25 protein-coding genes are annotated in these 26,057 nt (G+C 66.5%); 8 read left to right on the top strand and 17 right to left on the bottom strand.

Annotated features, from left to right (window positions below; genetic code table 11):
• The 11 genes from F7R19_RS13650 to F7R19_RS13700 form a co-directional block, all read right to left on the bottom strand.
• Window positions 1–966, bottom strand: a complete 966-nt coding sequence (locus tag F7R19_RS13650) for a VOC family protein (RefSeq protein ID WP_150980966.1) — start codon at window positions 964–966, stop codon at window positions 1–3.
• Between the two features lie 42 nt (window positions 967–1,008).
• Entirely contained in the window at window positions 1,009–2,484 is a 1,476-nt protein-coding gene (locus tag F7R19_RS13655) for an aldehyde dehydrogenase (protein ID WP_150980967.1), read from the bottom strand.
• A 15-nt stretch (window positions 2,485–2,499) separates the two neighbouring features.
• Window positions 2,500–3,306: an aspartate dehydrogenase gene (locus F7R19_RS13660; protein ID WP_150980968.1), complete on the bottom strand. Its 807-nt coding sequence runs from the start codon at window positions 3,304–3,306 to the stop codon at window positions 2,500–2,502.
• 12 nt (window positions 3,307–3,318) lie between these two features.
• Complete coding sequence (locus tag F7R19_RS13665) at window positions 3,319–5,016, bottom strand: thiamine pyrophosphate-binding protein (protein ID WP_061958865.1); 1,698 nt, start codon at window positions 5,014–5,016, stop codon at window positions 3,319–3,321.
• The gene (locus tag F7R19_RS13670) at window positions 5,009–5,812 is read right to left on the bottom strand and encodes an SDR family oxidoreductase (protein ID WP_150980969.1); all 804 of its coding nucleotides are present in this window, start codon (window positions 5,810–5,812) and stop codon (window positions 5,009–5,011) included. Before F7R19_RS13670 ends, F7R19_RS13665 begins: the two co-directional genes overlap by 8 nt.
• A gap of 24 nt (window positions 5,813–5,836) precedes the next feature.
• Complete coding sequence (locus F7R19_RS13675) at window positions 5,837–6,697, bottom strand: IclR family transcriptional regulator (RefSeq protein ID WP_150980970.1); 861 nt, start codon at window positions 6,695–6,697, stop codon at window positions 5,837–5,839.
• 19 nt (window positions 6,698–6,716) lie between these two features.
• Window positions 6,717–7,253 carry a cupin domain-containing protein gene (locus F7R19_RS13680; protein WP_061958868.1) on the bottom strand — a complete coding sequence of 179 codons (537 nt, stop codon included), beginning with the start codon at window positions 7,251–7,253 and terminating at the stop codon, window positions 6,717–6,719.
• 25 nt (window positions 7,254–7,278) lie between these two features.
• The gene (locus F7R19_RS13685; protein ID WP_061958869.1) at window positions 7,279–8,049 is read right to left on the bottom strand and encodes an SDR family oxidoreductase; all 771 of its coding nucleotides are present in this window, start codon (window positions 8,047–8,049) and stop codon (window positions 7,279–7,281) included.
• Window positions 8,042–9,097 carry an aromatic ring-hydroxylating dioxygenase subunit alpha gene (locus tag F7R19_RS13690; protein WP_150980971.1) on the bottom strand — a complete coding sequence of 352 codons (1,056 nt, stop codon included), beginning with the start codon at window positions 9,095–9,097 and terminating at the stop codon, window positions 8,042–8,044. The genes F7R19_RS13685 and F7R19_RS13690 overlap by 8 nt, the downstream gene beginning before the upstream one ends.
• A 37-nt stretch (window positions 9,098–9,134) precedes the next feature.
• Window positions 9,135–9,440, bottom strand: coding sequence for a recombinase-like helix-turn-helix domain-containing protein (locus tag F7R19_RS13695; protein WP_407648905.1), 306 nt, complete (start codon window positions 9,438–9,440; stop codon window positions 9,135–9,137).
• A gap of 220 nt (window positions 9,441–9,660) precedes the next feature.
• Window positions 9,661–10,542, bottom strand: coding sequence for an alpha/beta fold hydrolase (locus tag F7R19_RS13700; RefSeq protein ID WP_150980973.1), 882 nt, complete (start codon window positions 10,540–10,542; stop codon window positions 9,661–9,663).
• 501 nt (window positions 10,543–11,043) lie between these two features.
• Between F7R19_RS13700 and F7R19_RS13705 the strand changes: the two genes are divergently transcribed.
• The 4 genes from F7R19_RS13705 (at window position 11,044) to dbpA (ending at window position 17,078) form a co-directional block, all read left to right on the top strand.
• Window positions 11,044–12,138, top strand: coding sequence for a porin (locus tag F7R19_RS13705; RefSeq protein WP_150980974.1), 1,095 nt, complete (start codon window positions 11,044–11,046; stop codon window positions 12,136–12,138).
• 13 nt (window positions 12,139–12,151) lie between these two features.
• Window positions 12,152–13,153, top strand: a complete 1,002-nt coding sequence (locus F7R19_RS13710; protein ID WP_150980975.1) for a Bug family tripartite tricarboxylate transporter substrate binding protein — start codon at window positions 12,152–12,154, stop codon at window positions 13,151–13,153.
• Window positions 13,154–13,399: 246 nt separating this feature from the next.
• A complete protein-coding gene (locus F7R19_RS13715) occupies window positions 13,400–15,511 on the top strand; it encodes a TonB-dependent receptor (protein WP_150980976.1) in 2,112 nt (703 codons plus the stop codon).
• A 169-nt stretch (window positions 15,512–15,680) separates the two neighbouring features.
• Complete coding sequence (gene dbpA / locus F7R19_RS13720; protein WP_150980977.1) at window positions 15,681–17,078, top strand: ATP-dependent RNA helicase DbpA; 1,398 nt, start codon at window positions 15,681–15,683, stop codon at window positions 17,076–17,078.
• 22 nt (window positions 17,079–17,100) lie between these two features.
• Here dbpA and F7R19_RS13725 read toward each other — a convergent pair whose 3' ends face one another.
• Genes F7R19_RS13725 through F7R19_RS13735 form a run of 3 tightly spaced genes read right to left on the bottom strand, consistent with a single transcriptional unit; the run spans window position 17,101 to window position 18,959 of the window.
• Window positions 17,101–18,024 carry an NADP-dependent oxidoreductase gene (locus F7R19_RS13725; protein ID WP_061959306.1) on the bottom strand — a complete coding sequence of 308 codons (924 nt, stop codon included), beginning with the start codon at window positions 18,022–18,024 and terminating at the stop codon, window positions 17,101–17,103.
• Window positions 18,024–18,452 carry a nuclear transport factor 2 family protein gene (locus F7R19_RS13730; protein ID WP_061959305.1) on the bottom strand — a complete coding sequence of 143 codons (429 nt, stop codon included), beginning with the start codon at window positions 18,450–18,452 and terminating at the stop codon, window positions 18,024–18,026. The genes F7R19_RS13725 and F7R19_RS13730 overlap by 1 nt, the downstream gene beginning before the upstream one ends.
• A 27-nt stretch (window positions 18,453–18,479) precedes the next feature.
• Window positions 18,480–18,959 carry a DoxX family protein gene (locus F7R19_RS13735; protein ID WP_407648903.1) on the bottom strand — a complete coding sequence of 160 codons (480 nt, stop codon included), beginning with the start codon at window positions 18,957–18,959 and terminating at the stop codon, window positions 18,480–18,482.
• 102 nt (window positions 18,960–19,061) lie between these two features.
• Between F7R19_RS13735 and F7R19_RS13740 the strand changes: the two genes are divergently transcribed.
• On the top strand, window positions 19,062–19,973 hold the full coding sequence (locus tag F7R19_RS13740; protein WP_150980979.1) for a LysR family transcriptional regulator: 912 nt from the start codon (window positions 19,062–19,064) through the stop codon (window positions 19,971–19,973).
• A 700-nt stretch (window positions 19,974–20,673) separates the two neighbouring features.
• Here the strand turns inward: F7R19_RS13740 and F7R19_RS13745 are convergent.
• From F7R19_RS13745 to F7R19_RS13755, 3 genes are all read right to left on the bottom strand, one after another.
• Window positions 20,674–21,195, bottom strand: a complete 522-nt coding sequence (locus F7R19_RS13745) for a hypothetical protein (RefSeq protein ID WP_150980980.1) — start codon at window positions 21,193–21,195, stop codon at window positions 20,674–20,676.
• Between the two features lie 185 nt (window positions 21,196–21,380).
• Entirely contained in the window at window positions 21,381–21,677 is a 297-nt protein-coding gene (locus F7R19_RS13750; RefSeq protein WP_061959302.1) for a DUF1330 domain-containing protein, read from the bottom strand.
• An 18-nt stretch (window positions 21,678–21,695) separates the two neighbouring features.
• Window positions 21,696–22,571, bottom strand: coding sequence for a flagellar brake domain-containing protein (locus tag F7R19_RS13755; RefSeq protein ID WP_150980981.1), 876 nt, complete (start codon window positions 22,569–22,571; stop codon window positions 21,696–21,698).
• A gap of 114 nt (window positions 22,572–22,685) precedes the next feature.
• On the opposite strand from F7R19_RS13755, the gene F7R19_RS13760 reads away from it, so the two are divergent.
• The 3 genes from F7R19_RS13760 to F7R19_RS13770 are packed head-to-tail and all read left to right on the top strand — an operon-like array spanning window position 22,686 to window position 25,982.
• Window positions 22,686–22,949, top strand: coding sequence for a hypothetical protein (locus F7R19_RS13760; RefSeq protein ID WP_061959300.1), 264 nt, complete (start codon window positions 22,686–22,688; stop codon window positions 22,947–22,949).
• Window positions 22,946–23,995, top strand: a complete 1,050-nt coding sequence (gene mdtN / locus F7R19_RS13765; RefSeq protein ID WP_150980982.1) for a multidrug transporter subunit MdtN — start codon at window positions 22,946–22,948, stop codon at window positions 23,993–23,995. The genes F7R19_RS13760 and mdtN overlap by 4 nt, the downstream gene beginning before the upstream one ends.
• Complete coding sequence (locus F7R19_RS13770; RefSeq protein ID WP_150980983.1) at window positions 23,976–25,982, top strand: FUSC family protein; 2,007 nt, start codon at window positions 23,976–23,978, stop codon at window positions 25,980–25,982. The genes mdtN and F7R19_RS13770 overlap by 20 nt, the downstream gene beginning before the upstream one ends.
• The last annotated feature ends 75 nt before the right edge of the window (window positions 25,983–26,057 follow it).

Genomic DNA, 26,057 nt, shown 5'->3' on the forward strand with positions numbered 1-26,057 from the left:
TCAACGCTTTTCCGTCAGGAACTTGCCTTCCGGGCCGCCGGCGTTCTTCTGCCGACGGGTGTTGCCATCGATACCGCCTTCGATCGCCCATTCGGCAAACATGGTCGGGCCCGGTTCGAACGCGCGCGGTTCCCAGTGCGCATCGAGCTGGTCCTCGTCGGCGTAGTACTCGATCAGGCCGCCGGCCGGATTCTTGAAGTACCAGAAATAGGCCGACGAAATCGGATGGCGTCCCGGGCCGAGCTGCGTATCCCAGCCTTTGCGGGACATATTCATGCCGCCGCCAAACACCTCGTGGATATCGCGCACCGTGAAAGCCACGTGATTGAGGCCGGCCTTGCCATGCGGCAACTGCAGCAGGAACAGGTCGTGATGGCCGCCCTCGGCGGTGCAGCGCAGAAACGCGCCGCGCTCGGGATAGTTGTCCGACTGCACGAAGCCGAACTTCTCGATGTAGAAGCGCTCGGTGGCCTTCACGTCCTTGACGAAGAACACCACGTGGCCCACCTCGATCGGAATCGCGCGCTCGTAGATCGGGCTGCGCTGGTTCATGCGCGGTTTCTCGTTCCATGTGTTCATCAGCGCGCATTCCACTTCGACGGCGTGTTTGCGCGACACCTGAAAGCGCACGGCGAGGCCGTTCGGGTCAGTGCAGCCGATGCGCGCGCCGCCGTCGAGCGACACGAAGGTCGGTTCGTCGGCGATGCGGCTGCGCACCGCGGCCAACGACGCTTCGTCGTCGACGCCCCACACCACTTCGCGCAGCGTCGGGCCATCCTCGATGGCGGGCGGCAGCGCCGGGTCGGCCACCTTGCGCACCAGCACGCGGCAGCCGTTGAGCGTTTCGAAATCCAGACCCTGCGCGTCGTCGCGCTTGATCGTCAGGCCCCAGTCGCCGAAAAAGCCGCGGCACGCGTCGAAGTCGTCGGCGCCGTAGACGATCTCGTCAATTCCCAATACTTTCATTTCCATTCTCCGTCCTGCCGTTTGCGGTGCGTCGCGATGCGCCTAGTTGGCCCACGGCAGCGGTTGTTCGTTCAGGCCCCAGTACACGCTCTTCTGTTCCATGTACTGCAGGATGCCCAGCCGTCCCTTCTCGCGGCCCAGACCGCTGTCGCGCCAGCCGCCGAACGGCGTCGAGATCGAGAACTGCTTGTAGGTGTTGATCCACACGTTGCCAGCCTGCACGGATCGTGCCACCCGCCACGCGCGCTTGTAGTCGCGCGTCCAGATGCCTGCCGCGAGCGCATAGACGCTGTCGTTGGCCTGCTCGATCAGATCGTCCTCGTCGTCGAACGGCATCGCCACCAGCACGGGGCCGAAGATCTCTTCCTGGCAGATGCGCGCGTGGTTATCGAGGCCCTCGATGATCGTCGGCGTGTAGAAATAACCGTTGGGCAGTCCCGGCACATCGGGGCGCATGCCGCCGGTGCGCAACTGGCCGCCCTCGGCCACGCCCGCGGCCACATATGACTCGATGCCGTCGCGGTGCCGGTCGGTGATCAGCGGCCCCATCTGGGTGCGTTCGTCGGCGGGATTGCCCACACGCAGTTTTGCCGCGCCAGCGGCCAGGCGATGGATGAACGCCTCGTATTGCGAGCGCGCCACGAACAGGCGCGAACCGGCGATGCAAGATTCGCCCGACGAGCTGAAGATGCCGTACAGCACGCCGTTCACGGCATGGTCGAGATCGGCATCGTCGAACACCATGGTTGGCGACTTGCCGCCCAGCTCCAGCGACACCGGCATCATCTTGTCGGCGGCGATATGCGCGATGTGCTTGCCCGTGGTGGTGCCGCCCGTGAACGACACGCGGCGCACCAGCGGGTGTTTGGTAATGGCGTCGCCGATCACGGAGCCCTTGCCGGGCAGCACGCTGATCAGGCCGCGCGGCACGCCCGCTTCCTCGCAGATCGCCGCCAGTTCCAACGCCATCAGCGGCGTCACCTCGGCCGGCTTGACGATGACCGCATTGCCGGCGGCCAGTGCGGGCGCCATCTTCTGCGCTTCGCTGGCAATCGGCGAATTCCACGGCGTGATGGCCGCCACCACACCCATCGGCTCGTAGACGCTCATCGTCAGGCAATCGCCGCGCTGCGGCGTGATCTGTTCTTCGAGTGTTTCGAGCGCGGCGGCAAAGAACTGGAACGTTGCGGCGGCACTGGCCACCAGCGCGCGGGTTTCGCTGATCGGCTTGCCGTTGTCCAGGCGCTGGCGCTGCGCCAGCGCCTCGGACTTCGCGCGGATCAGTTCGGCCACGCGATGCAGCACCGCGGCGCGTTCGTGGGGCTTGCGGCGCGCCCAGCCGCTCGTGCGGAAGGCGTGGTCCGCGCCCTGGATGGCTTGCTCGACATCGGCCAGGCTGGCCGCGTTCAGTTCCGCCACCACCTCGCCGGTTGCCGGATAACGCGTGGCGTAGCGATCGCCGCCACCGAGGCGCCATTCGCCCGCGATCAGGATGGGAAGGACTTGTTGCGTCGTCATGGGATTACGTTCTCGTCAGATCGACACCGCGTGGGCGCGGTTGCCGAGTGCGCGCACCACGCTGAACACGGTCAGCGCGGACGTCTTGGGGTTGGCCGCCAGCGGCTTGCCGCGCATGGTCAGTTCGAAGCCGCCGAACGCGCCGCGCGCCTCGACGTGGTGGACGTTCTCAACGGCGTCCGGATCGGCCAGCAGCTTCACCGACGTGCGGTCCAGGCCCAGCCCGGCCAGCGATACCGTGGCCGCCACGTTGGCGTTCTTCGGATAAAGCCGCGCGGCCTCGCGTGCAGTGCCCTCGAAAATGACGGTCGGCTGCGTCAGCGCATCGAGGTCGAACAGCTTTTCGGCAGGGGTGCCGACCCATGCGCGCGCCGGTTTGCGGCCCGTGTAGACGACCTCGTCGAGCCCGCCCACGCGCGCCGCGGCCAGCGCGTCGATGGCGCCGATCGCGCCGGACAGCAACTGCACCTGCGTGTTGCCGCGGCGCGCCGCGGCTTCGAGCCGATCGGCCAGGCCGGGCTCGGACAACGCGCCCACCGACACCACCAGGCATGGAATGCCGCGCTCCAGCGCCGGCACTACGTGCTCCTGCAGCGCCTGGTGACCCGCGCACTCCACCAGCAGGTCGGGACGCCGCTCGTCGTCGGCCAGGCGCGTGGCGACACGCACGTTGGGCGCCAGCGTCGACAACGCGCCGCGCGCCTCGTCCATCGTGCCTTCGGGCACGATCACCACGTCGAACGCGACGTCCGGATCGGACTTCAGCAACTCCAGCACGCCGCGGCCAATCGCCCCGCAACCCACCATCGACACATGCAGCATGGCTATGTCTCCTCAGGCCGCTGCCGCCGCCGTGTTGGCGATGGGGGCCTGCTTGTTGACGGGCGGGCCGGCAAACACGGTCTTGAAGCTGCCGATCGACAGCATGTCGATCTCGAGCAGGAACGGGCCGGCTTGCGCGGTGGCTTCGTCGAGCGCCGCACCGATGTCGGCCAGGTTGCTGACGCGGCGGTGGCGCAGCGCCAGCGACTGGCACAGCTGCGCGTAGTCGGGCGTGTGCAGGTCCACATAGTGGCGGCGGCCGCCGTACTGCGCATCCTGAATGTTCTTGATGACGCCGTAGCCCTTGTCGTTCATCAGCACGATGACCATGTCGGCGCGCTCCTGCACCGCCGTGGCCAGTTCGCCCAGGTTCAGGATGAAGCCGCCATCGCCAGCCAGCGTGAAGGTCTTCTTGCCCGATCCCGTGGCGGCCGCGCCCACGGCGGCGCCGATGCCCATCGCCAGGCCTTGGCCGATGCCGCCGCCCAGCGCATGCACGCCGGCGCGCGAATCGAACACCTGCAGATGACGATTGCCCCAGGTGCTGTTCGATACGGTCACGTCGCGCACCCAGTTGAAATTGCGCCCCACGGCCTGTTGCAGCGCCTGCACCAGCGCGCTGTACGGTCCCAGCCCATCGACCAGCGCACCGACCGCGGCGTCATGCGCGCGGCGCAGGTCGTCGGCAAAGCCGGCATCGATCCGCATGCGGCCGGCCAGGCGATCGGCCAGGCCATCGAGCGCCAGCGCGGCGTCGCCGCTGACGAAATAGTCGCTCTGGTAGCAGCGCCCTTCCGATGCCGGATCGGCGTCGATGCGCAGCAGCGGACGCGGCAGCTTCAGTTCGTACTTGAGCGTCTCGTTGCCGCGCAGGCGCGAGCCCACCACCACCATCGCATCGCAGGTCTGGTAGAACGTTTCCACCGGCTTGTGCAGGTTGTACGCGCCGAGCGATCGCGGGTCGTCTTCGGGCACGATGCCGCGTCCCTGCGTGGACGTGACCACGCCGAAGCCCATGTCCAGCAGGCGCTTGACCTGCTTGCTGGCGTGGCGCGCACCGCCGCCCAGCCACAGCATCGGCCGTTTGGCCTGCAGCAGGCGTTCGGCCAGCGCATCGAGCGCATGGGCCGACGGCTGGTGCTGCGGCACCGGCAGCGGCTTCAGGTCGTTCGGCATCGGAATCAGCGCGGCCTGGATGTCGATCGGAATTTCGACGCTGACCGGGCCGCTCGGCGCCGTCAGCGCGGTCTGCACGGCCAGCTTGATGGTAGAGATCGCGGTATCGGCGCTGCGGATGCGGAACGCCGCCTTCGACACGGCCTTGAGCATCGTGAGCTGGTCCGGCGCCTCGTGGATGTAGGCAAGGCTCTGGTCCAGGTACGGCGTCTCGATCTGGCCCGTGATATGCAGCAGCGGCGTGCCGGCGGTCAGCGCTTCCACCATTGCGCCGGCCGCATTGCCCGCGGCCGTGCCGGTGCTGGTCAGGCACACGCCGAGGCTGCCCGTGGTGCGGGCATAGGCATCGGCCATGTTGGTGCCGCCCGCCTCGCCGCGCGCGGGGACGAAGCGGATCTTGCCGCGCTCGCCCATCGCGTCGAGGATGGGCATGTTGTGGATCGAGATCACGCCGAATGCAGCCTTGACGCCGCACTGTTCGAGGAAGGCTGCAATGGCGCAGCCGACGGTGACTTGTTGTTGCTCGTTACGCATGACGGGAGAGTCCTCCGGAAATATCGATATGGCTGCCCGTGGTGTACGAAGACAACGGCGAGGCAAGGAACAGGATGGCGCGCGCGGCTTCCTGCGGCAGGCCAAGGCGGCCCAGTTGAATGTGCTTTTGTGCGGCCAGGCGCGCGGTCCACGCGGCCCAGTCCAGATGACGATCTTCTGCCGGGCGCGCATCGAAGCGGCGGCGCCATTGGCCCGATTCCACCAGGCCGATCAGGATGCCGTTGACGCGCACGCCCTTAGGCGCGAATTCCGTGGCCAGCGAGCGCACCAGGTTGTGCACGCCGGCCCGTGCGGCCGATGTGGCCACCATGTGCGGCTCCGGCTGCGTGGCCAGCAGCGAATTCACGCAGACGATGGCGCCCTGCTTCGATTGCTCGAGCTGCGGCAGAAACGCGCGCGTCGGGTGAATCACCGAGAAGAACTTGAGCTGCAGTTCCTCGATCCAGGCCGCATCCTCGGTGGTGGCGAACGTCGACACGCGGCCCTGGCCGGCGTTGTTGACCAGCATGTCCGCCGGACCCAGTTCGCGCGCGACGTCCGCGGCGAACGCGTTAACCTGCGCAGGGTCGAGCACGTCGCACGTGGCGGCGTACAGGCGGCAGCCGGCAAAGCGCTCGCGCAACCCGGCCTCGGCGCTGCGCAGGCGGGCCGCATCGCGGCCGCACATGGCCACCGCCGCGCCGGCTTCGAGCAAAAGTTCGACCGTGGCCAGCCCGATGCCGGAGGACCCGCCGGTGACGACGGCAACCTTGCCGTCGAGTTCAATCATGGACATCGAATCCCCTCTTCCCTCAATCCCTCAATCGCGATTCATGGTGACCACCCTGGGCTGCGTACCCCTGGCGTGGCGATGCGGCCGATAGCCGAGCAGGCGCGATAGTTCGCCCGCGGTTTCCCTGACTTTGCCGACCATCCGGTCGAGCTCTTCCTGCGGCAGCCGCGACGCGGGAATCGTCGCGCCCAGCGCCGCCGCGACCTTGCCCGTGCGATCGCGCACCGGCGCGGCAATGGTCGAAATGCTGGCCTCGAAAAAGCCTTCCTGCAGCACATAGCCGCGCTGCTGCACCTCGTGCACCAGCCCGTAGAGCGCGTCCACGGTGCGCGGCGTGTTGTCGGAATAGACCTGCAACTGCGGCTCGGGATACAGCGCGCGCAACTGGTCGAGGCTCAGGTCTTCCAGCAGCACGTGACCGAGCACCGTGGCGTGCGCGGGCAGCCGCGCGCCCACGTTGACGTTGCTGGCAAACGGACGCGAGGCGGCGGCCTTGGCCACGTACACGACCGAGCGCCCGTCGCGCACGACGATGTTGCAGGGATACTCGATGTCGTCGCGCAGCCGGTTCAGCAGCGGTCCGCCCAGTTCGGTCAGCTCCAGCGACGCCAGATAGTCGAAGCCGAGCCGCAGTACTGCCAATCCCAACCGGTATTCGCGTCCGCCGTCGGCACGCTCCACGTAGCCGGTGGCTTCCAGCGTGGCCAGCAGGCGGAACACCGTCGAGCGCGGCACATCGAGCCGGCGCGACAGGTCTGCCGCGCTCAGCACGCGGTCGCGCGCGCTGAACTCGGCCAGCAGGCGCAGGCCGCGTTCCAGGCCGGGCACGATGTACCGGTCCATGCCGTCGGCATGGGCGGTCGCCATGATTTCGGGATTGGCGCTCATTGCTCGTATCCGGTGCGGCTCAGCGCTTGACCTTGGTGAGCGGATGCTCGGGCGGATAGGTCGGCGTGATCGGCTTCTTGGCGCCCAGCATCACGCACATCAGCGCGTCTTCCTCGCCGATGTTGATTTCCTCGCGATACACGCCCGGCGGCACCGACACCAGGTCGCGGTCGGTCAGGATGGTCTCGTAGCGCTCGCCGTCTTTTTCCAGCACCAGCTTGATCTTGCCGCGCAGGATGAAGAACACTTCTTCCACGTCGGTGTGCAGGTGCGACGGGCCTTCATGGCCGGCCGGGATGATCATGGTCGAGAACGTGAAGTGTTCCGACGGCACGGTGTTGGTGTCGGCGGCCACGCCGGTGCCGCCGGTGCCCAGGTAGCGCATCTGCGCGCGGCGGTACTTCGGGTCGTAGTCGGCCTGGAACTTCAGCGCGTCCCAGTCGTAACGGCGAGTGCTGAAGCGCGCCACGCGCGATTCCATCCACTTCTCGAACGAGGCGCCTTCAGGTTGTTCCCAGCTGCGCTTGATGTTTTCCTGTTGCGACAGATCGCTCATTTCTATCCTCTGGAGGGTTTTTGTTTCAGTGCATGACAAAGCCGCCGTTGACCGCCAGCGTCTGGCCGGTCACGAAACGGGCGAGGTCGGACAGCGCGAACAGCACGGCGCCGCAGACATCATCGGGAACCTGTTCGCGCTGGATCGCGCGCTGATTGCGGTACAGGTCGTGCCGGTGCTGCGGCACGTATTCGGTGGCTTCCACCAGCGTCAGGCCCGGCGCCACGGCATTGACGGTCACGTTGGCGTCGCCGAGTTCGCGCGCCAGCGAGCGGGTCATGCCGATGATGGCGCTCTTGCTGGCCACGTAGGCCAGCAGGTTCGGCGCGCCCCACAGCGGCGTGTCGGAAGCGAGGTTGATCACCGCGCCGCGGCCGCTGGCGCGCAGCGCGGGCGTGCAGGCCGCTGTCATCAGCCACGTGCCGCGCACGTTCACGTTCATCACACGGTCCCAGGTGGCAACGTCGAGTGCGGTCAGGTCGCGGCCGCCGGAGTCGGTGACCGCGCCGTTGTTGACCAGGCCGTCCAGGCCGCCCAGCGCGCTGGACGCGGCGTCGGCGCACGCCTGCACCGAAGCCGGATCGTTGAGATCGAGCTGCAGCGGCACCACATGGAAGCCGCGCGCCTGTAGCGCGGCGGCCGCTTCGGTCACGCGTTCGGCCAGGATGTCGGCCATTGCCACGCTGGCGCCAGCTTCGGCAATCGCGGTGGCAAAGGCCAGGCCCAACCCGCGCGCCGCGCCGGTGACCAGCACCTTGCGGCCGGCCAGCAGGTTCAGAGGCGTGCGCTCAGGCATGGCTGTGCGCTCCGGCTACCGGTTGCAGCATCGCCACCGGTTCGTCGGACACTTCGGCATCGGCGCGACGCTTGAGCAGGCGACGCACGCGCGTGATGCCGGCATCGTGGGCATAAAGCATTTCATGATCGCGCGCACCCGGCGCCATCGATTCGAGCACCACACGGTCCTGTTCGAGCACGTCCCAATGCAGGCCTTCCAGACGATTGCGATACAGGAAGCGCCACACGTCGCGCTCCCAGCCCTGCACATGGCGGGTGCGCCAGAAGAACACCATGCAGTGCGATTCATCGACCGGCGTGGCGATGCCGACGATGCCGAACGGTCCGCCCGGGCCAACCTTGTCCCGATACGGAATCGACAGGCGCAGCCACAGCGTGCCGGTCTCGCCGAATTCGACCCAGTCGAAATTCACGCCGCGCTGGCCGGTCTTCTCGAAAATCAGCCCGTGCTCCGTTTCCACCACCTGCATGACCGCCGACTTTTCGCCACTGGCCATCGAATGGGACACCGCGTGCAGGTATGCGCCGTGCATCGGATCCATGACGTTGTCGATCGCATAGCGGTAGTTGCAGTCCCAGTGCGCCACGCACAGGAAGTTGCTGTGTTCCTCGCTGACCAGTTCCTCGGGCAGGCGCAGCGTATCGGCCTCGGTGGGCGCGCGGTCGCCGAACCACAGGAAGATCGCGCCGGCCTGCTCTTGGACCGGATAGCTGCGCACGCAGGTGCGGCCTTCCAGCGGGCAGTTGTCGACCGCCGGCACGCTCTTGACCTGGCCGTCGCCGCCGACTTCCACGCCGTGGTACCAGCAGGCCACGCGGTCGCCAAGGTTCCAGCCCATCGACAGGCGCGCGCCGCGGTGCGGACAGCGGTCTTCCAGCGCATTGAGGCCGCCGGCGCTGTCACGCCAGACGACGATGTTCTGGCCCAGGCGCGTGATGCCGATCGGAGCGTGCGTGACCTGCCACGACGCAGCCACCGGATACCAGTAGTTGCGCAGGCCGGTGTTCAGGCGCGCTTCTGCGCGTGCTTGCTTGTTCGATTCCATATCTGTCTTCTCGCTTCTCGCTGTTCGGTCCGCGGGCTCAGGCGCCCAGGCGGCGCATTTCGGCAAGGAAGCCCTGCTCGGTCCACAGTTGGCCGTCGGCGGTCAGCAGGCCGGCGCGGTTGAAAGCGCGCACGATGTCTTCCGGGGATTTGGCGCCGGCCTCGAAGGCCGCTTCCAGTGCGTCGCCCAGCTTGTTTTCGTAGGCGGTGGGCTCGGCGGCGCGGGTCTGCCAGACGATATTGGCCACCTGGCCGGGCTTCTCGATATGACCCTTGCCGGCAACGTTGTTGGGCGCGGGACGCTCCCAGGGAACCAGGTTCGGGTTGTACGCGAGGCTTTCCATTGCGCTTTGCTCCATGGCTTGCTGTGTGGGGACGACTGGCTCAATCCACGCTCGCGCTTGCCGGCTCTCCGTCTCGCTGACGTTTTACCTATGAAACACGAGTTTAAATATTGAACACAGGTAGGACTATAGACAACGACGCTTTAAAGATTGATCGGGGTAAACCCGCGCGGGGAAGATGCGCTGGCCGATTGCCGGCCAGGCTCGGCGCAGTTGAGATTCAGGCTGGCGGAAGGCTGGCGCGGATCAGCCGCGCCACGGCAGAGGGCTGCTCGATATAGCAGGCGTGACCGGCATCAGCGATGGCGTGGAATGGCACGTCGAACCGCTCGGCCAGCGCGGCGGACGCGGCGGGCGTGGTCACCACGTCCTGCGCGCCGCATCCCACTTCCCAGGCTCGGCCGCTCACATCGAGATAGCGCCCGATGTCGTCGCCACACAGCAAGGCGACCGCCTGGCGATAGCCGTCGGGATTGAGCCGCCGCATGTTCCAGCGCACCCAGGCCTGGGCGTCGGCCGTGGCGGCCGGACTTAACAAGCGCGTCGGGCCGCGCTGCGCCAGCCCTTCCACGCCCTGCGTCTCCAGCGCGGCGATGCGCTGGCGCGCCACTTCGCGCGCGGTGTCCTCCTTGCCCGGCGCGCCGTAACCGAGCGCCGGACTAAGCAGCAGGAACCGCCCCGGTTGCATCGCGGCCGGCGCGTGCGCGGCATACCCGGCCGCCATCAACGCACCGAGCGAATGGCCCACGATCAGGTCTGGCCGCACCTGGAGCGCATCGAGCATCGCCACAAGCTGCATCGCATAGTCGCGCGCGGTCGGGGCCGGCATCGGCAGCGGTGTCGACTGTCCATAGCCGGGCGCATCCCAGGCGATCACGCGCGCATGCCCGGCCAGCAGGCTGGCGCAAGGCAGCCATGACGCCGCACCGGAACTGATGCCGTGCAGCAAGACGATCACCGGGCCGCGCGTCCCTCCGATGCGGCAAGCGATGCGCGCGCCGTCGCTTCCCGTCATCACCAGGCGTTCCGCGAAATGGCTGTCCAGCGCGGCCAGCAGGTCAACCGCCGGGCCGGGTGCAGAATTGGACTCTGTTTGTTCCATATATGAAATACGTGTTTGCGAATAAAACTTCTCGACTATAGGCGCAGTCGTCCGGTTCGTGGGATCAGGGTAAACAGGGAGAAAAATCAGGGCTTCCGGACGGCGCCCGATGACGGTGCGAGGTGTTGCCGACGCTCGCGCCAAGGCGGGGCAGACGCCTGCAACCGGCCGATCCGCGCAGCGTCTGGCGCTCACGCTCAAACCCGGCCAATGCGGCAGCGCGCCGCGCGCCACGGCAGTGCCTGGCGCACCACGCCGGCACCGGCACCGCATCGCTGGCATTCCCCCAAACGGGTGGTGCCGCAGCGTCGCAGCGCGGACACAGGGGCGGCGTCCTAGGGTTCGCCCCTATCTACGCCTTTTCACGCCGTGCCTATATTCCGCTCAACGTTTCCTATGTAGTTCATTGTTTTACTAATGAAACGCCGAACGAGACGGCAGCCTCCGTTGCCGACGGAAACGTCCACGACAAGCCCCCAAGACTAGAGAAGGAAACGGTAGATGAAGATCGCAAAGTACGCGGCAGGCCTGCTTGCAGCCGCGCCCCTGCTGGCCACCGCCCAGTCCGTCACGATGTATGGCGTGGTGGATACGGGCGTGGAATTCGTGAACAACGTCGGCGCGGCGGGCAACAGTGTGGTCCGCATGAACACGCTGACCGGCACCGTGCCTTCGCGCTGGGGTCTGCGTGGAACGGAAGACCTGGGCAACGGCCTGAAGAGCGTGTTCGTGCTCGAAGGCGGGTTCGCACCCGATTCCGGCAATGCCAACCAGGGCGGCCGACTGTTTGGCCGCCAGGCGCTGGTCGGGCTGCAGTCGAACCAGTGGGGCCAGATCTCGTTTGGCCGCCAATACACGATGCTGTTCTGGGCCACGCTCGATCCGGACATCCTGGGGCCGAACGCCTTCGGCTCGGGATCGCTGGACAGCTACCTGCCGAACACGCGCGCCGACAACGCCATCGCCTACAAGGGCACGTTCGGCGGCCTGACGCTGGGCGCCACCTACAGTTTTGGCCGCGACGGCACGAACGCCGGGCCCAGCCCATCCGGCACCAACTGCGCAGGCGAAAACCCCGCCAACAAGAGCCAGTGCCGCGAATGGTCTGCGATGATCGGCTGGGACCAGAAATGGTGGGGCATCACGGCCGCGTATGACTCGCAGCGCGGCGGCCCAGGCGCGTTTGGCGGCCTGACCAGCAGCAGCCTGCGCGACGACCGCGCATCGCTGGCCGGCTATGTGCTGCTGAATCGCACCAAGATCGGCGCCGGCGTGATCCGCCGCGAAAACCAGGGCAGCACCACGCCGCTGTCCGAGCTCTACTACATCGGTGCGGCCTATGACATCACGCCCGCCTTCACGCTGGCCGGCCAGGTTTATTACCTGAACTACCAGAACAGCGACAACAAGGCGATGCTGTACGCGATCCGCGGCATGTACAACTTCAGCAAGCGCACGGCCGTGTACGCAACCGCCGGCTACATCAACAATGACGGCACGCTGGCGATGTCGGTCAGCGGTGCACAGGCCGGGGCAAACCCGAAACCTGGCGGCCAGCAGATCGGCGCCATGGTCGGCATCAAGCATGTTTTCTAAGGGTGAGACCGTTATGCAACCGAACGTTTTCCGTCGCATCGTCCTGGGTGCGATCGGCGCCGCAGTTGGCGTCGCCGCGCTTTTAAGCACGGCCCCGACGATGGCCCAGGGCAACTATCCAAGCAAGCCGATCACGATCGTGGTGGCCTATCCCGCTGGCGGCGACACCGACGTGCTGGCGCGGCTGATGGCCGAAAAGCTGGCGGCGCGCCTGAAGCAGTCCGTCGTGGTGGAAAACCGCACCGGCGCGGCCGGCACCATCGGCAGCGCCTACGTGGCCCGCGCTGCCGCCGACGGCTATACGCTGCTGCTGGCGCCCAACACGGTATCGATCGCGCCGCTGGTGCTCAAGGCCGGCACTGGCGCCAGCTACGATGTGCTCAACGATCTCACGCCGATCGCCCAGCTTGGCACCCAGTCGCTATTCGTGGTCGTCAACAAGAACAGCGGCATCGCCCGGATGAGCGACCTCGTGGCACGCGCCAAGGCGGGCAAGCTGGAAACGTACGCAACGCCCGGCAATGGATCGCCGATGCACATCATGGGCGAGCTGTTCAACAAGTCGGCCAACGTGAAGATCGCGCAGGTTCCGTACCGCGGCACCGCACCGGCCATCGTCGACGTGCTGGGCGGTCAGGTGCCGATGACCTATGTCACCTACGGCGCGGTGGCGCAATACGTCGGCAACGGCACGCTGGTGCCGCTGGCCGTGGCCGACGCGCGGCGCTCGCCGTTCGCGCCCAACGTGCCGACGCTGGCCGAGCTGGGCTACAAGGATGTGGAAATCGGCGCGTGGCAGGCCCTGCTGGGGCCGAAGAATCTGCCGCCGGAAATCGTGCGCATGCTCAACGGCCATGTGAACGAGATCCTCAAGCAGCCGGACGTGGTGGCGCGCATGGCCACCATCGCGGTCACGCCCGTGGGCGGCGAGCCGGCCGTACTGCAAAAGCTGATCGCCGCCGACTACGCGCGCTATGCCAGGCTGGTAAAGGAGTTCGGCATCCAGGCCGACTGAGCCTCGGCGCAATGGACGGTCCCGGACCGGTTGCAAACGGGGGTAGCACTGACGGCCCGGCGCAATGCCGGGCCTTTTTTATTCGGCAGCGCACGCACGATCAGCTCAGTGCCCGCCACGCACCATAGGCCACGGCCGCCCAGCCACCGCACACCACCAAAAGTCGCAGCCACTATTGACGCCGAATCACATCGCAAATGATAATCGCTCTCATTTCTAAAAATTACAACGAATTACAACAGGGATATGAGCCGTTATCTACACAAAAAATATGTGCGCGCCAGTGTTGCAGTGGGTCCGGCGCTTCTTTTGCAGGTGGCACACGCCCAGACTACGGGCACCGATTCCGCCGCCCTGCCACCGGTCACGGTGACGGCGGACGGCAACCGGGATCTCGGCAGCGGATATAAACCCACCACCACGGTCAGCGCCACCAAGACCGAGGCGCCGCTGCGCGACGTTCCGCAAACCGTCAACGTCGTGACCGCGCAGGTCATGCAGGACCAGCACGCCACCTCGGTGCAGGACGCGCTGAAAAACGTGCCGGGCGTCAGCTTTTCCTCCGGCGACGGCCAGCGCGACCAGGTCTCGATCCGCGGCTTCAGCGCCATTGCCGACCAGTTCGTCGACGGTATCCGCGATGACGCCTTGTATTTTCGCGATCTCTCCAACGTCGACCGCATCGAGGTCATCAAGGGCCCTGCTGCCGTGCTGTACGGGCGCGGCTCGTCGGGCGGCCTGATCAATCGCGTCACGAAAAAGCCGGGCATCGACGTGACCGACTTCGCGCTGAGCTATGGCATGTGGGCCGACCGGCGTGTAGAGGGCGACGTGGGCCGGACCTTCGGCGACGGCGCCGCGGCGTTCCGCATCACCGCCGCCCATGAGGAGGCCAACAGCTATCGCTCGCAGCAGTTCCTGAACCGGACGGCCGTGGCGCCGTCGCTGGAACTGCGCCTGGCGCCGCAGACCACCGTCCTGCTACAGGCCGACTGGCTGGAAGACCGCCGCGTCACGGACTTCGGCATCCCGGCCTATCGCGGCCGGCCCGTGGCGGTCGATCCCTCGACCTACTACGGCGCGGCAAACGCGCGCGACGCCGACTACACCCAGACCCGCGTTTACTCGGGCACCGCCACCGTGAACCATCGTTTCAACGATCAGTGGTCGATCCGCAATGCGACGCGCTACTACCACTACTCGCTTGACCGCAACAACACGCTGGTGGGATCGGTCAACGAAAGCACGCTGCGCGCGTCGCTGACGCACAGCAACGTCTACCGCGAGGAGCACGGCTGGTTCAACCAGAGCGACCTGACGCAAAAGGCCGAGTTCTTCGGCATGAAGCACGAACTGCTGTACGGCGTGGAAGTGGGTCAGCAGAACAAGGATCTGGTCAACTATTCGCGCGCCAACGTGGCGTCGGTCGATCTGTTCAATCCGGTGCTGCCGGTCCTGCCGCGTCTGGTCGGCGGCACGCCGGCCACCAGCAATCTGGGCGTGTTCAAGACGCTGGGCCTCTACACCCAGGACATGATCCAGTTTTCCGAACAGTGGAAAGCCCTGCTCGGCGTGCGGTACGACCGCTTCGAACAGGAAACCATCCAGCGCCTGCCGGGCCAGCCCAACCTGGCGCGCACTGACAATGCCTGGAGCCCGCGCGCGGGCCTGGTGTGGCAGCCGTCGAAGCAGCAGTCCTACTACCTGTCGTGGAGCCGCTCGTTCCAGCCATCGGGCGAGGCGTTCTCGCTGGCGGCCAACAACGCGCAGCTGGCGCCGGAGACCACGCGTAACACCGAAGTCGGCGCGAAGTACGATTTTCTCGACGGCAAGGCCACCACGACGGTATCGCTGTTCCGCATCGAACGGACCAACATCAAGGTCGCCAACGCCACCGGCACGGCGCTGATTCCGATCGGCGAGCAGCGCACCGACGGCCTCGAACTGAGCGGCGCGGCAGAGCTTGGCGGCGGCTGGCGCATGCTGGCCGGCTACGCCTATCTCGATGCGGTGGTGACGCAGTCGACGCCGGCGCTGCAGGGCAAGCAGGCCACGCTGACGCCGCGCCATTCGGGCAACCTGTGGCTCACCAAAGAGCTCGGCCATGGCTTCGGGCTGGGCGGCGGGCTGAACCTGGTGGGCGCGCGACAGGCCGATCCGGCCAACACCGTGACGTTGCCGGGCTACGTCACGGCGGACATGGTCGCCTGGTATCGGCGCGGATCGTTCGAGGCGCAGTTGAACCTCTACAACGTGTTCAACCAGGGGTACATCGTTTCGGGCCACGGCTCCAGCCCCAATCTGAACCTGCCGGGCGCTCCGCGCAGCGTGATGGCCACCCTGCGCTATCGCATGTAAGCGACGCGCGCATGCGCCGACGGGACGCGTCGCGCGCGTGTCCCGATCCATCGCGCGGTGCGGCGCCATGCGCCGTGCCGATTCGCGGCGCCATGCCGGAGCGTAGGCGCCGCGCGGCCTTTGGCGGGCAGAAAGCGGGCGCGCCGCGGCCGCGCATCTATAATCCGGCATGACCTCTTCCGCCCCCACCTCATTTGCCACGCTGCCGCTGTCCGCGGCGATGCAGGCCACCCTCGTCCAGCTTGGCTACGACGCCATGACGCCGATCCAGGCCGCCAGCCTGCCGCTGGCGCTGGCCGGCCACGATCTGATCGCCCAGGCCCGCACCGGCAGCGGCAAGACCGCCGCGTTTGCGCTGTCGCTGCTGCACCGGCTGGATCCGCGCATGTTCGACGTCCAGGCGCTGGTGCTGTGCCCCACACGCGAACTTGCCGATCAAGTCACACAGGAAATCCGCCGTCTGGCCCGCGCCGAGGACAACGTAAAGGTGCTGACGCTGAGCGGCGGCTCGCCGATTCGTCCGCAGGTGGAAAGCCTGGTGCATGGCGCGCACGTCGTGGTCGGCACGCCGGGCCGCATCATTGATCACCTGGACCGCGGCAGCCTCGACATCAACCACATCACCACGCTGGTGCTCGACGAGGCCGACCGCATGCTCGACATGGGTTTCCATGACGACATCTCGTTCATCGCCAGCCACGCGCCGAAGGAGCGCCAGACGCTGCTGTTTTCGGCCACCTATCCGGCCGCGATCGACAAGCTGGCGCAGCGCTTCCTGCGCCAGCCGAAGACCGTGAAGGTGGAGCAGGCGCACGACGCCGGCACCATCACGCAACGCTTCTATGAAGTGCAGGAAAGCGAGCGCCTCACGGCCGTCGGCCTGCTGCTCGATCATTTCCGCCCGGCCACCACGCTGGCCTTCTGCAATACCAAGGCGCGCTGCCGCGATCTGGCCGACCTGCTGCACGCGCAGGGGTACGCCGCGCTGGCGTTGCACGGCGACCTGGACCAGCGCGATCGCGATCAGGTGCTGGTGCAGTTTGCCAACCGCAGCTGCTCGGTGCTGGTGGCTACCGACGTGGCCGCGCGCGGACTCGACATCGCGCAACTGGAGGCGGTGATCAACGTCGACGTAACGCCCGATCCCGAAGTGCACGTCCACCGCATCGGCCGTACCGGTCGCGCCGGCGAGGCCGGCTGGGCCTTCAGCCTGGTCAGCCTCGACGAAATGGGCCGCGTGGGCAATATCGAACAGCATCAGGGCGGCGAATTTGAATGGCATCCGCTGACAGAACTGACGCCGGCTGGCGGCGGGCGCCTGCTGCCGCCAATGGTGACGCTGCAGATGCTGGGCGGCCGCAAGGAAAAGATCCGGCCCGGCGACATCCTCGGCGCGCTGACCGGCGAGGCCGGTTTCACGAAGGAACAGGTTGGCAAGATCAGCGTGATGGAGATGTCGACCTATATCGCCGTGGACCGCGCCATCGGCCGCGAGGCCGTCAAGCGGCTCAACGAGGGCAAGGTGAAGGGCCGCAAGGTGAAGGTCAGGATGCTGACCACCACCTGACGGCACACGCGCTTCCTGCCGGCTATTTCATGTCGATGACCAGCTTTCCCCGCACATGTCCGGCCATGTTGGTGGTCAGCGCCTGTGCGGCCCGCGCCAGCGGATAGGTGGCGTGGATATGGGTGCGCAGGTCGCCCGAACCATACAGCGCGGCCAGCGATGCGAGCAGCGGTCCGTCGGCGCGGGTGGCGAAGTTGACGCCGCGGGCGCCCACATCGCGGCCGCGCGCCGGATCCGGCTTGCTGACCGTGGACACCAGGATTCCATCCGGCTTCAGCACCGACCATGAACGGTCCTGCGTAGCGCCGCCGACGAGATCGAGCACCAGATCGAAGGCCGCCGTGCGCGCCGCGAAATCTTCCGCCGCATAGTCGATCACTTCTGTGGCGCCAAGGCCCAGCACGTAGTCCCGATTACCGGCCGATGCGGTGCCTGTCACCCGCGCGCCGGCCAGCCTGGCCAGTTGCACGGCCACGCTGCCGACCCCGCCTGCCGCCGCGTGGATCAGGACCGATTGGCCAGCCTGCAGAGCGCCGTGCTCGTGTAGCGCCTGCCAGGCCGTCAGCGACGCCGCGGGGATCGCCGCCGCCTGCTGGAAACGCATCGACGCCGGTATGCGCGCCAGCCGCGCCGCGTCGACCACGGCCTGCGTGGCATAGGCGCCAACGATGCCGATAAAGCCCATCACCTCGTCGCCCGGCGCCAGCGTGGTCACGTTGCGCCCCACCGCGATGACGGTGCCCGCGGCATCCACGCCCGGCGTGAACGGCAGCGGCAGCGGTATGAACGCCTTCATCGCACCGCTGACGATTTTCCAGTCGATCGGGTTCACCGACGCTGCCGCGACATCGATCAGCACTTCGTTATCGCCGGGAACCGGATCGTCCAGTTCTGTCAGCGTCATGGCGTCTGGGCTGCCATAAGCAGCAACACGGATGGCTTTCATCAGATGCTCCGGGATGACACGCCCACCACGGGCGCATCGAGTGCAAGCGCGGCCTGCACGGGATCGAAATACTCGCGCAGGTGCGCGATCCTGCCGTCACGGGCGGTAAGGAAGACGACGTACTCTTGCCGGTAGGCGCGGCCTGTGGCGGAAATCAGGCCCTCGGCCCGCACACGCGCAACGGCGCACAGGGGGTCGTCGGTGGCGATGATCACCGGGTCGAAAAAGCGGAAGTCCTTGACTGCGCCGGCAAACCAGTTCGCATGCCGCAATACCGCGTCGCGGCCGTCAAGCTGTAACGGATGGCCCAGGCTCGGCGCGTAAGGCAGGTCCCACACGATGTCGTCGGCGATCAGCGTCTCCCATTGCGTGGGCGCGTCGACCAGCCATTGCAGGTGTTGCTGCAAGAGTTCGGTGGCGATGCTCATGATCTGTTCTCCTGTACCGGGCAACGGTTATGCAGCCAACGGGCGGGCCGGCGTGCGACGGTTATCGAGGCTGAAAGCGCCGGCGCCAAACGCCACCACCTGCAGCAGGCCGCCCGCCATCGCCAGGTTTTTCAGGAAATGGAACATCTGGTTCTGATCGCCCAGCGCGTGGTGGAAGATCAGCGCGGTCACCACCGCGTAGCCCGCCAGCAGCAACGCCACCAGGCGCGTCTTGTAGCCCGCCGCCAGCAACGCGGCGCCCGCCAGCTCCAGTATCAGTGCGCCGATCAGCCCCAGCGCCGGCGCCGGCAAGCCCACCGACGCGATGTAGCCCATGGTGGCGGCCGGGGCCGCCAGCTTGCCGACGCCGCTGACGAGGAAAATTGCGGCCATCAGGATGCGGCCAACGGCCGGCACGACGGTGCGGCCGTCGAAACGGGCGCTAATGCCGGCGTTCAGGTTGGCATTCAGATTTGCGTGCGGGTTGGCGTTCAGGTTCGGTTTCATGTCGTTCATCCTTTTCAAAGAGTGGATGAGCAAATCGTAGGGCCTTGACATGTATCCAGGAAGGCTATATTTCTCGATGCTATCCATCTATCGGATAGATATATGCTCGATGCCGTCTCGCTAGACCAGCTCCGCACCTTCATCGCTGCGGCCGATGAGGGCAGTTTTTCCGCGGCCGGCCGCAAGCTGCGTCGCGCGCAGTCCGTGGTCAGTCATACGCTGGCCAATCTGGAGGGCCAGATCGAGGTGCAGCTATTCGATCGCAGCGGCCGCTATCCCCGGTTGACGGAGCAAGGGGCTGCGCTGCTGGCGCAGGCGCGGCTGGTGGTAGGCGGCATGGACGGCTTCAAGTCGCGGGCGCGGGCGATTGCCGATGGGCTCGAGCCGGAGCTGTCGGTGGTGGTGGACGTCATGTACCCGATGGCTTCGCTGACCGACGCCGTCGGCGCATTCCGCAGCGAATTTCCGCACACGCCGCTGCGGCTCTACGTGGAGGCGCTTGGCGCCGTGATGCAACCGGTGCTGGCGCAGGCGTGCCGGCTCGGCATCAGCGGATCAATGCCGTCAGTGCCAGATCTCCTCGATGCAGAAAAACTGCTCGATGTGCCAATGGTCACCGTGGCCGCGCCGTCGCACGCGCTGGCATCGCACACGGGCATCATTCGCGCGCGCGATCTGGTGGACCACGTCCAGCTGGTGCTGACCGACCGCACGACACTGACCGAAGGTGCAACCTTCGGCGTGTTTTCGCCACAGATCTGGCGGCTCGCCGACCTTGGCGCCAAGCATGCGTTCCTGCGCGCCGGATTCGGGTGGGGTCATATGCCGATGGCGATGGTCCAGGCGGACCTCGACGCGGGCGCGCTCGTGCGGCTGCAAATCGAGGCCTTCCAGCCACATACGCCGCCAATTGCCATGTTTGCGGTGTATCGGAAGGACACGCCGCCCGGCCCCGCGGGCCGCTGGTTTCTGAAGCGGCTGAAAGGCGCGGGCGACGACAACCGGCCATCTTGAGACGGATATAGAATGCTTGGCGCGCTGTCGATGGCCCGATCGCCGCGGCTTTCACGCGACGCATCGCAACCACTACCCCTTCCGATTCCGAAGATGCCGATGACCCCCGAAGTAACCGTGCGCGGCATCGGCGTTCTACTGCAAGCAGCTCGATTGACGCGCGCGCGCAAACGAAAAGCGGGCCACTACGGGCCCGCTGCTTCTTTGCGAGAGATTGCCTAGCGCATACCGCCGCTGCTGGTTGCAGCACCGCTGCCGCTGGTGCTGCCGCTTGCGCTTCCGCTGCTGCCGCTCGGCGCAGCGCCGTAGCGGCCACTGCTGGAACGCGAGTCGGTCGGCGTCACGCTGCCGGAACCCGCGACCGAGCCTGAGCCAGAGCCGGTTCCGCTGCCGGCTGCCGTACAGCCTCCGAGCGTCGCCAATACCAGTGCAATCACTGCTGCCGTCGTTGTGGTCTTCGTCATTTTTTCCTCCATTCTGCGTAGAAGCCACCCCGGCCTGGGCGGAAGCACAAGGGGACTCGGCCACTGTCACGCAAGCGTCGTTCCATGATGCGCACGCGCGCAACGCGATACTTTGGCGCGTCCAAAATGACGCCAGCGCATCCCAGCTTGGCAGCGGTTACGCACGCTTGTAACGCTTGCCAGCATTGGCACCGATGCATTAGCTGCTTACTTCATCGACACACAGCGCGCCACGCTCACGCCACCGTCAACCTGGTGGCAATCTTCAGTCCCGGCAGGCATTCGCTGGCAATCTGCGCCACGTGCTCGCGCGTTAGCTCGTCGCGGACCGTCCCGTGCAGGGTGCATGTATCGTCCGCAAATTCCGCCCGGACTACGCGCGGATCGACGATGGCGGCAAGCTTCTCGTCCAGCACTTCGCGCTGCTGCACGGCGCTCAGCGGCGCAACGGGATCCATATCGGTGTTGTCGTACTGGCCCAACGACGCGGGCCCGGGCAGCGGTCGGGTATCGGACGTGGCGGGTTTGGGCGGCGCCGATCCGGGTGCCACGCCATACATGCCGTAGCGCTCGACGCCGGCCGGCTCGTTGCCGCCCGACGGCACGTACGGTGTATTGGGAATGTTGTCGTGGCTGGCGGGCTTGATCGCACGCAGCGCCTCGTCGGACTGCACCGCGGGCGCCTCACGCTGATCGTCGCGCACGCCGCTGTGGCCGCCATAGTGGTGATCGGTCAGGGTAGATTTGCGCTCGGCCATGAGCTAACTCCTTTCGACGATTCATGTGGATCATCGAATCCCTGCATCGATCATGCCAAGCGCGTCGACTCCAAGCCTTCCCGCGCCGACCTGCGATCCAGCAACGCCCCGTCGCCCGGCCGCCCATGCCACACGAGCCTGCCGATGTAGCAATGACGGGAAGGCATGTCGTCGGCGCGAATTATCTACACATCCTCGTAACCTTCGATCACGACGATATCGGCCTGCGCGTGCGGCGCGCGCAGCGCCACCAGTGCCTGGTATTCCGGCGAGCGATAGCATTCCAGCGCGCGGGCGTAGCTTTCGAATTCGATGACCACGATGCGCGAGCGCGGCGTGCCTTCTACCACGGTCTTTTCGCCATTGCGCACCAGAAACCGGGCGCCGTATTTGTCGAACACAGCCTTGTTCGCCGTGATATATCCCTGATAGCCGGCAGCGTTGGCCACATCGACGGACGCCACCCAGTATCCCTTTTTCATCTGTGCTCCTTGTTCGCGCTAGATCGGGAGCGGCTTGACGCCCGGGCGCATGGTTGCGCTTTCCAGCAGTTGCTCGTGGATGAACGAATGCAGCAGCAGCGATTCGCGCTCCCCGTAGGCATCAAATGCCACGCCGACATGGTGAAACGATTCGCTCGCGTCGGCGTCGGGGTCCTCGCGGGTCAGGCCTTCCACGGAGAACTTCGTCTTGAGCCCCGCGGCGCGCAGCGTGATTTCCAGCCGCACCGTTTGACCCGGCGCGGCAAGGTCGCTCGACGCAAGCGAAACCGAAGCGCCGCCCATGCTCAGATCTGTGACCAACACGGTCTGCGACGGCGCGCCTTGCTCGGTCGAACACAGTGTGCCAATCAGCCGCACCGGCACACGGATGCTGCCGCGCATTTCGCGCGCCTCCAGATGCTGGATGTCGCCGAGCATCCAGTATGGAAACGGCGTGCGCGAGGTGGCCTCGACACGCGCGGAAAAGCTGTGGATGCTGGTGCCAGAAAAGCCGCGGAACAGCACGGTCTCGCCATCGTCGACATCGACTGGCGCGCCGGCCAGCGCGGGCCAGCCGATAAAGGCGGCGTTCTGGTTGAAACCGATCAGCCGGCTGACCGCAGCGCGGCTGGCGTCGCCGGGACGCTTGACATGCAATAGCGTGCCAACCAGCAGGCCATATCGATCGTGCCACGCCGAGCTTGGCTCGTCGGCACGCAGCGGCGCCATGTCGTCGGCCCAGAAACAGCGTCCGCCCCGCAGTACGAGCGCGCGCTCTTCGGCGGACCTGAACACGGTGCCAACGTCAGCCACCGGAAAACCCAGTTCGTCGACCAGCGCCGACTTCAGCGGGCTGCCGAGCTCGATGTCTGCGACCTGAATTTCCTTGCGCATCGATTGCACCTTTTATCCCTGGCGATCAAGCCGTTACTCTAAATTCACTTTGTGGCTTGGACAAGGCGGAATACCCGCTGTTATATTGCGTCACCCCCTTTTTGTCTTCTATTCATGGCACGCCTGCTTGCCCTCGTTGCGTGGGTCCCACTGCTTGGTGGCTGCGCCGGCGCTCCGGCGTTCGGACTGTTTGGCGCGTATTTTCCGCTCTGGCTGCTCAGCGCGCTGGTCGGCATTGTTGGCGCCGTCATCTCGTGGCGGATTTTCGTCGCGACGGGCTGGGCGCAAATCGTCCGCCTGCAACTGCTGGTGAATACCGCGATTGGCCTGATGATCGCTGAAATCGTGTGGTTGATCGGTACGGGACACATCCTATGAAAATGGCAGGCACTGGCCGCGCGCCAAAACGCGGCTATCTGATCGCACTGATTATCGTCGCGCTGGCGATAGCGGTGTCGTGGTTTGCATGGCATCGCACGGTGCGCTACCCGGCGTCGGACGATGCTTCGCTCGATGCGGACATGGTGCACGTAGCGTCTCCCGTAGGGGGACGCATCGCGCGCATTCATGTCACCGAAAATCAATCGGTGTCGAAGGGCGACGTGCTGTTCGAAATCGATCCGGTGCCCTACCGGTTGGCCGTCGCGCAGGCGCAGGCCGATCTGGAACTGGCGCAGGCCACGCTTGGCACACGGCGTCGCGCCATCAACAGCGAACGCGCCACCGCGTCGGTGGCATCGGAACAGACCACGCGCGCCGAGCAGAACTACGCGCTGACCGCGCGCACCGTCGAACGCCTGCGTCCGCTTGCCGCCGACGGCTACGTGCCCCGCCAGCAGCTCGATCAGGCCGAGGTGGCCAAGCGCGATGCCGCCGTTTCGCTAAAGCAGGCGCATGTACAAGGTGCGGCCACGGCGCAGGCGGTGGGCAGCGAGGAAGGCGCGATCGCCACCGTGCACGCGCGCGAGGCTGCGCTGGCGATTGCGCAGCGCGCGCTCGACGACACCGTGGTGCGCGCACCGCACGACGGCCGCGTCAGCGGATTAACGGTGTTATCCGGCGAGGTTGTGTTGCCCAACCAGTCCTTGTTCGTGCTCGTGCATACCGGCGAATGGTTTGCGGTGGCCAATTTCCGCGAAACCCAATTGGCCGATATCGCGCCCGGCGATTGCGCCACGGTCTATTCCATGATCGACCGGCGGCAGGCATTGCGCGGCACCGTGGAAGGAATCGGTGTCGGCATCACCGACACCGACCGGATCAATCTGCCGCGTGCGCTTCCGTATGTGCAGCCATCGGTCAACTGGGTGCGCGTGGCGCGGCGTTTTCCGGTGCGCATCAAGCTGGCGTCGCCGCCGGAAAACCTTGTCCGGGTCGGCGCCAGTGCAACCGTGGAGATCCGGCATGGCGCGTCCTGCAGCTGACGCGCCCCTGCCAGATGCGGCCGATCGCGGCGGCTGGCGAGCGCCGTGGCTGGCGCGCCTGCTGGCGCCATTTCCGGGGCGCGCCGCCGCCACCACACGCATTGCCGCTGCCAGTACGCTGACCGTCCTCATCACGGCGATGTACGGCACGCCGGAGGCCGCGATCTCGGCCTACGTGATCTTCTTCATCAACCGCGCGGACCGCACCAGCAGCATCGTGATGAGCGCGGCCGCGCTGGTGCTGGTCAGCATCGTGATCGGCCTCGTGACGCTGCTGGCCGACTTCAGCGTCGATAATCCGATGTTGCGCGTGGCCTGCATGGCGGTGGTTTCGGCCGCCCTGCTGTTTCTGACGTCGGCCAGCAAGCTGCGCCCGATTGGCGCGATCATCGCGATGATCGTCGGCTTTGCACTCGACGAGCTGGGCATGGTGCCCGGCGGTGAACTGGCCACGCGCGCGCTGCTCTATGCCTGGCTGATGGTCGCGATTCCGATCGGCGCCAACATTGTGGTGAACCTGCTGATCGGTGCCGCGCCGCGCCGGCTGGCCTGCGACCGGCTGGCCCAGTGCCTACGCGTGGCCGCGCAATGCCTGCGCGATCCCGATGCCCACGGCGCCGCGCTCGATGCCAGGCTGCGCGATGGCGTTCAACCCGTAGCGGGATGGCTCACGCTGGCACGGATCGAGGGCAACGCCAACGCGGCCGACCTTGCCGCGCTCAGGCAAGCCGCGGCCTCGACCACCGCCATTCTGCTGGCCGTCGACGCCATGCGCGGCCAGTCCGAGGCGCGGCCACCCGCATCGTTCGCGGCGCCGATGGCGCAGACGCTCGACGACATGGCCGCGATGCTCGATGCCGGCGGCTATCCCGTCGACATCGCGCTGTCGCTGCCCGATACCGCGGCGTTGACCATCGCGCAGCAATCCGCAGTCGACGCCCTGCGCGGCGCGATCGTGCGCTATGCGGAGCCGGATGCCGCATCGGCATCGCCCGCGACCGAAGCGGCGCCGGCCAAGCGCGGCGGCTTTCTCGATGCCGACATCTTTTCCAATCGCGCGCACGTGCACTACGCGCTGAAGACCACCGGCGCGGCGATGTTCTGCTATCTGCTGTATCAGCAACTGAACTGGCCCGGCATTCATACGTGCTTTATCACCTGCTATCTGGTGTCGCTGGGCACTGCGGCGGAAACGGTGGAAAAGCTCGCTCTGCGGCTGGCCGGTTGCCTGGTCGGCGCGATCCTCGGTATCGCTGCGATCGTGTACGTGGTGCCTTCGCTGTCGTCCGTGGGCGGCCTGCTGGCGCTGGTTTTCGTGGGGACGTGGGCGTCCGCGTGGGTCGGCCAGGGGTCGCCGCGCATTGCTTACGCGGGCTTCCAGATTGCCTTTGCCTTTTATCTCTGCGTGATCCAGGGGGCGGGCCCGGGCTTCGACCTGACCATCGCGCGCGATCGCGTGATCGGCATCGTGATCGGCAATCTGGTGGTGTACCTGGTATTCACGCGCATCTGGACGGTCAGCATCGCTGCACGTATCGACGCCGCGTGGACGGCGTTGAACGAACAGTTGCTGCAATGGGTCAATGCTCGCCAGACCCAGCCGCGGCGCTTGCACGCGGCCAGCGCGCTCGCACTGCGTGGCCAGCTCGGCGAGGACCTGCAACTGGCCCGCTATGAACCGAAATCGGTCGGTCCATCCGCCACGTGGGTCGAAGACCGGCGGCAACGCCTACGCACGCTCGACGCCATCGCAGCGCCGCTTTTTCTGCTGGCGGAGCGATTCCCCGGCGATCCGGCGCTGGCCGCGCGGGTGCGGTCGGTGACCGACGCCGCACCAGAATCCATCACCACCGACACCGCATCCGATCCGGCGCCGCATGCCGATTCGGACGCGCAGATGCGCAACGCCTGGCTGACGACGATCGATCGACGTCTGGCCGACGGGATGGCTCGCACCGCTTCTTCCAGTTCTCATGCGCACACCTGAACCGCAGCTCTTCGATACCGGCCACCTGTCGGAACCCGCCACGCTCGCAACGCTCACCGAAACATCGCATGCGTG

The organism is Cupriavidus pauculus (assembly GCF_008801835.1).
In the GTDB taxonomy this organism is placed as follows: Bacteria; Pseudomonadota; Gammaproteobacteria; order Burkholderiales; family Burkholderiaceae; genus Cupriavidus; species Cupriavidus pauculus.

Coding starts and splice junctions, on each gene's coding strand:
- F7R19_RS13650 (WP_150980966.1), bottom strand. CDS start 966: ATGAAAGTATTGGGAATTGACGAGATCGTCTACGGCGCCGACGACTTC.
- F7R19_RS13655 (WP_150980967.1), bottom strand. CDS start 2,484: ATGACGACGCAACAAGTCCTTCCCATCCTGATCGCGGGCGAATGGCGC.
- F7R19_RS13660 (WP_150980968.1), bottom strand. CDS start 3,306: ATGCTGCATGTGTCGATGGTGGGTTGCGGGGCGATTGGCCGCGGCGTG.
- F7R19_RS13665 (WP_061958865.1), bottom strand. CDS start 5,016: ATGCGTAACGAGCAACAACAAGTCACCGTCGGCTGCGCCATTGCAGCC.
- F7R19_RS13670 (WP_150980969.1), bottom strand. CDS start 5,812: ATGTCCATGATTGAACTCGACGGCAAGGTTGCCGTCGTCACCGGCGGG.
- F7R19_RS13675 (WP_150980970.1), bottom strand. CDS start 6,697: ATGAGCGCCAATCCCGAAATCATGGCGACCGCCCATGCCGACGGCATG.
- F7R19_RS13680 (WP_061958868.1), bottom strand. CDS start 7,253: ATGAGCGATCTGTCGCAACAGGAAAACATCAAGCGCAGCTGGGAACAA.
- F7R19_RS13685 (WP_061958869.1), bottom strand. CDS start 8,049: ATGCCTGAGCGCACGCCTCTGAACCTGCTGGCCGGCCGCAAGGTGCTG.
- F7R19_RS13690 (WP_150980971.1), bottom strand. CDS start 9,097: ATGGAATCGAACAAGCAAGCACGCGCAGAAGCGCGCCTGAACACCGGC.
- F7R19_RS13695 (WP_407648905.1), bottom strand. CDS start 9,440: ATGGAAAGCCTCGCGTACAACCCGAACCTGGTTCCCTGGGAGCGTCCC.
- F7R19_RS13700 (WP_150980973.1), bottom strand. CDS start 10,542: ATGGAACAAACAGAGTCCAATTCTGCACCCGGCCCGGCGGTTGACCTG.
- F7R19_RS13705 (WP_150980974.1), top strand. CDS start 11,044: ATGAAGATCGCAAAGTACGCGGCAGGCCTGCTTGCAGCCGCGCCCCTG.
- F7R19_RS13710 (WP_150980975.1), top strand. CDS start 12,152: ATGCAACCGAACGTTTTCCGTCGCATCGTCCTGGGTGCGATCGGCGCC.
- F7R19_RS13715 (WP_150980976.1), top strand. CDS start 13,400: ATGAGCCGTTATCTACACAAAAAATATGTGCGCGCCAGTGTTGCAGTG.
- dbpA (WP_150980977.1), top strand. CDS start 15,681: ATGACCTCTTCCGCCCCCACCTCATTTGCCACGCTGCCGCTGTCCGCG.
- F7R19_RS13725 (WP_061959306.1), bottom strand. CDS start 18,024: ATGAAAGCCATCCGTGTTGCTGCTTATGGCAGCCCAGACGCCATGACG.
- F7R19_RS13730 (WP_061959305.1), bottom strand. CDS start 18,452: ATGAGCATCGCCACCGAACTCTTGCAGCAACACCTGCAATGGCTGGTC.
- F7R19_RS13735 (WP_407648903.1), bottom strand. CDS start 18,959: ATGAAACCGAACCTGAACGCCAACCCGCACGCAAATCTGAATGCCAAC.
- F7R19_RS13740 (WP_150980979.1), top strand. CDS start 19,062: ATGCTCGATGCCGTCTCGCTAGACCAGCTCCGCACCTTCATCGCTGCG.
- F7R19_RS13745 (WP_150980980.1), bottom strand. CDS start 21,195: ATGGCCGAGCGCAAATCTACCCTGACCGATCACCACTATGGCGGCCAC.
- F7R19_RS13750 (WP_061959302.1), bottom strand. CDS start 21,677: ATGAAAAAGGGATACTGGGTGGCGTCCGTCGATGTGGCCAACGCTGCC.
- F7R19_RS13755 (WP_150980981.1), bottom strand. CDS start 22,571: ATGCGCAAGGAAATTCAGGTCGCAGACATCGAGCTCGGCAGCCCGCTG.
- F7R19_RS13760 (WP_061959300.1), top strand. CDS start 22,686: ATGGCACGCCTGCTTGCCCTCGTTGCGTGGGTCCCACTGCTTGGTGGC.
- mdtN (WP_150980982.1), top strand. CDS start 22,946: ATGAAAATGGCAGGCACTGGCCGCGCGCCAAAACGCGGCTATCTGATC.
- F7R19_RS13770 (WP_150980983.1), top strand. CDS start 23,976: ATGGCGCGTCCTGCAGCTGACGCGCCCCTGCCAGATGCGGCCGATCGC.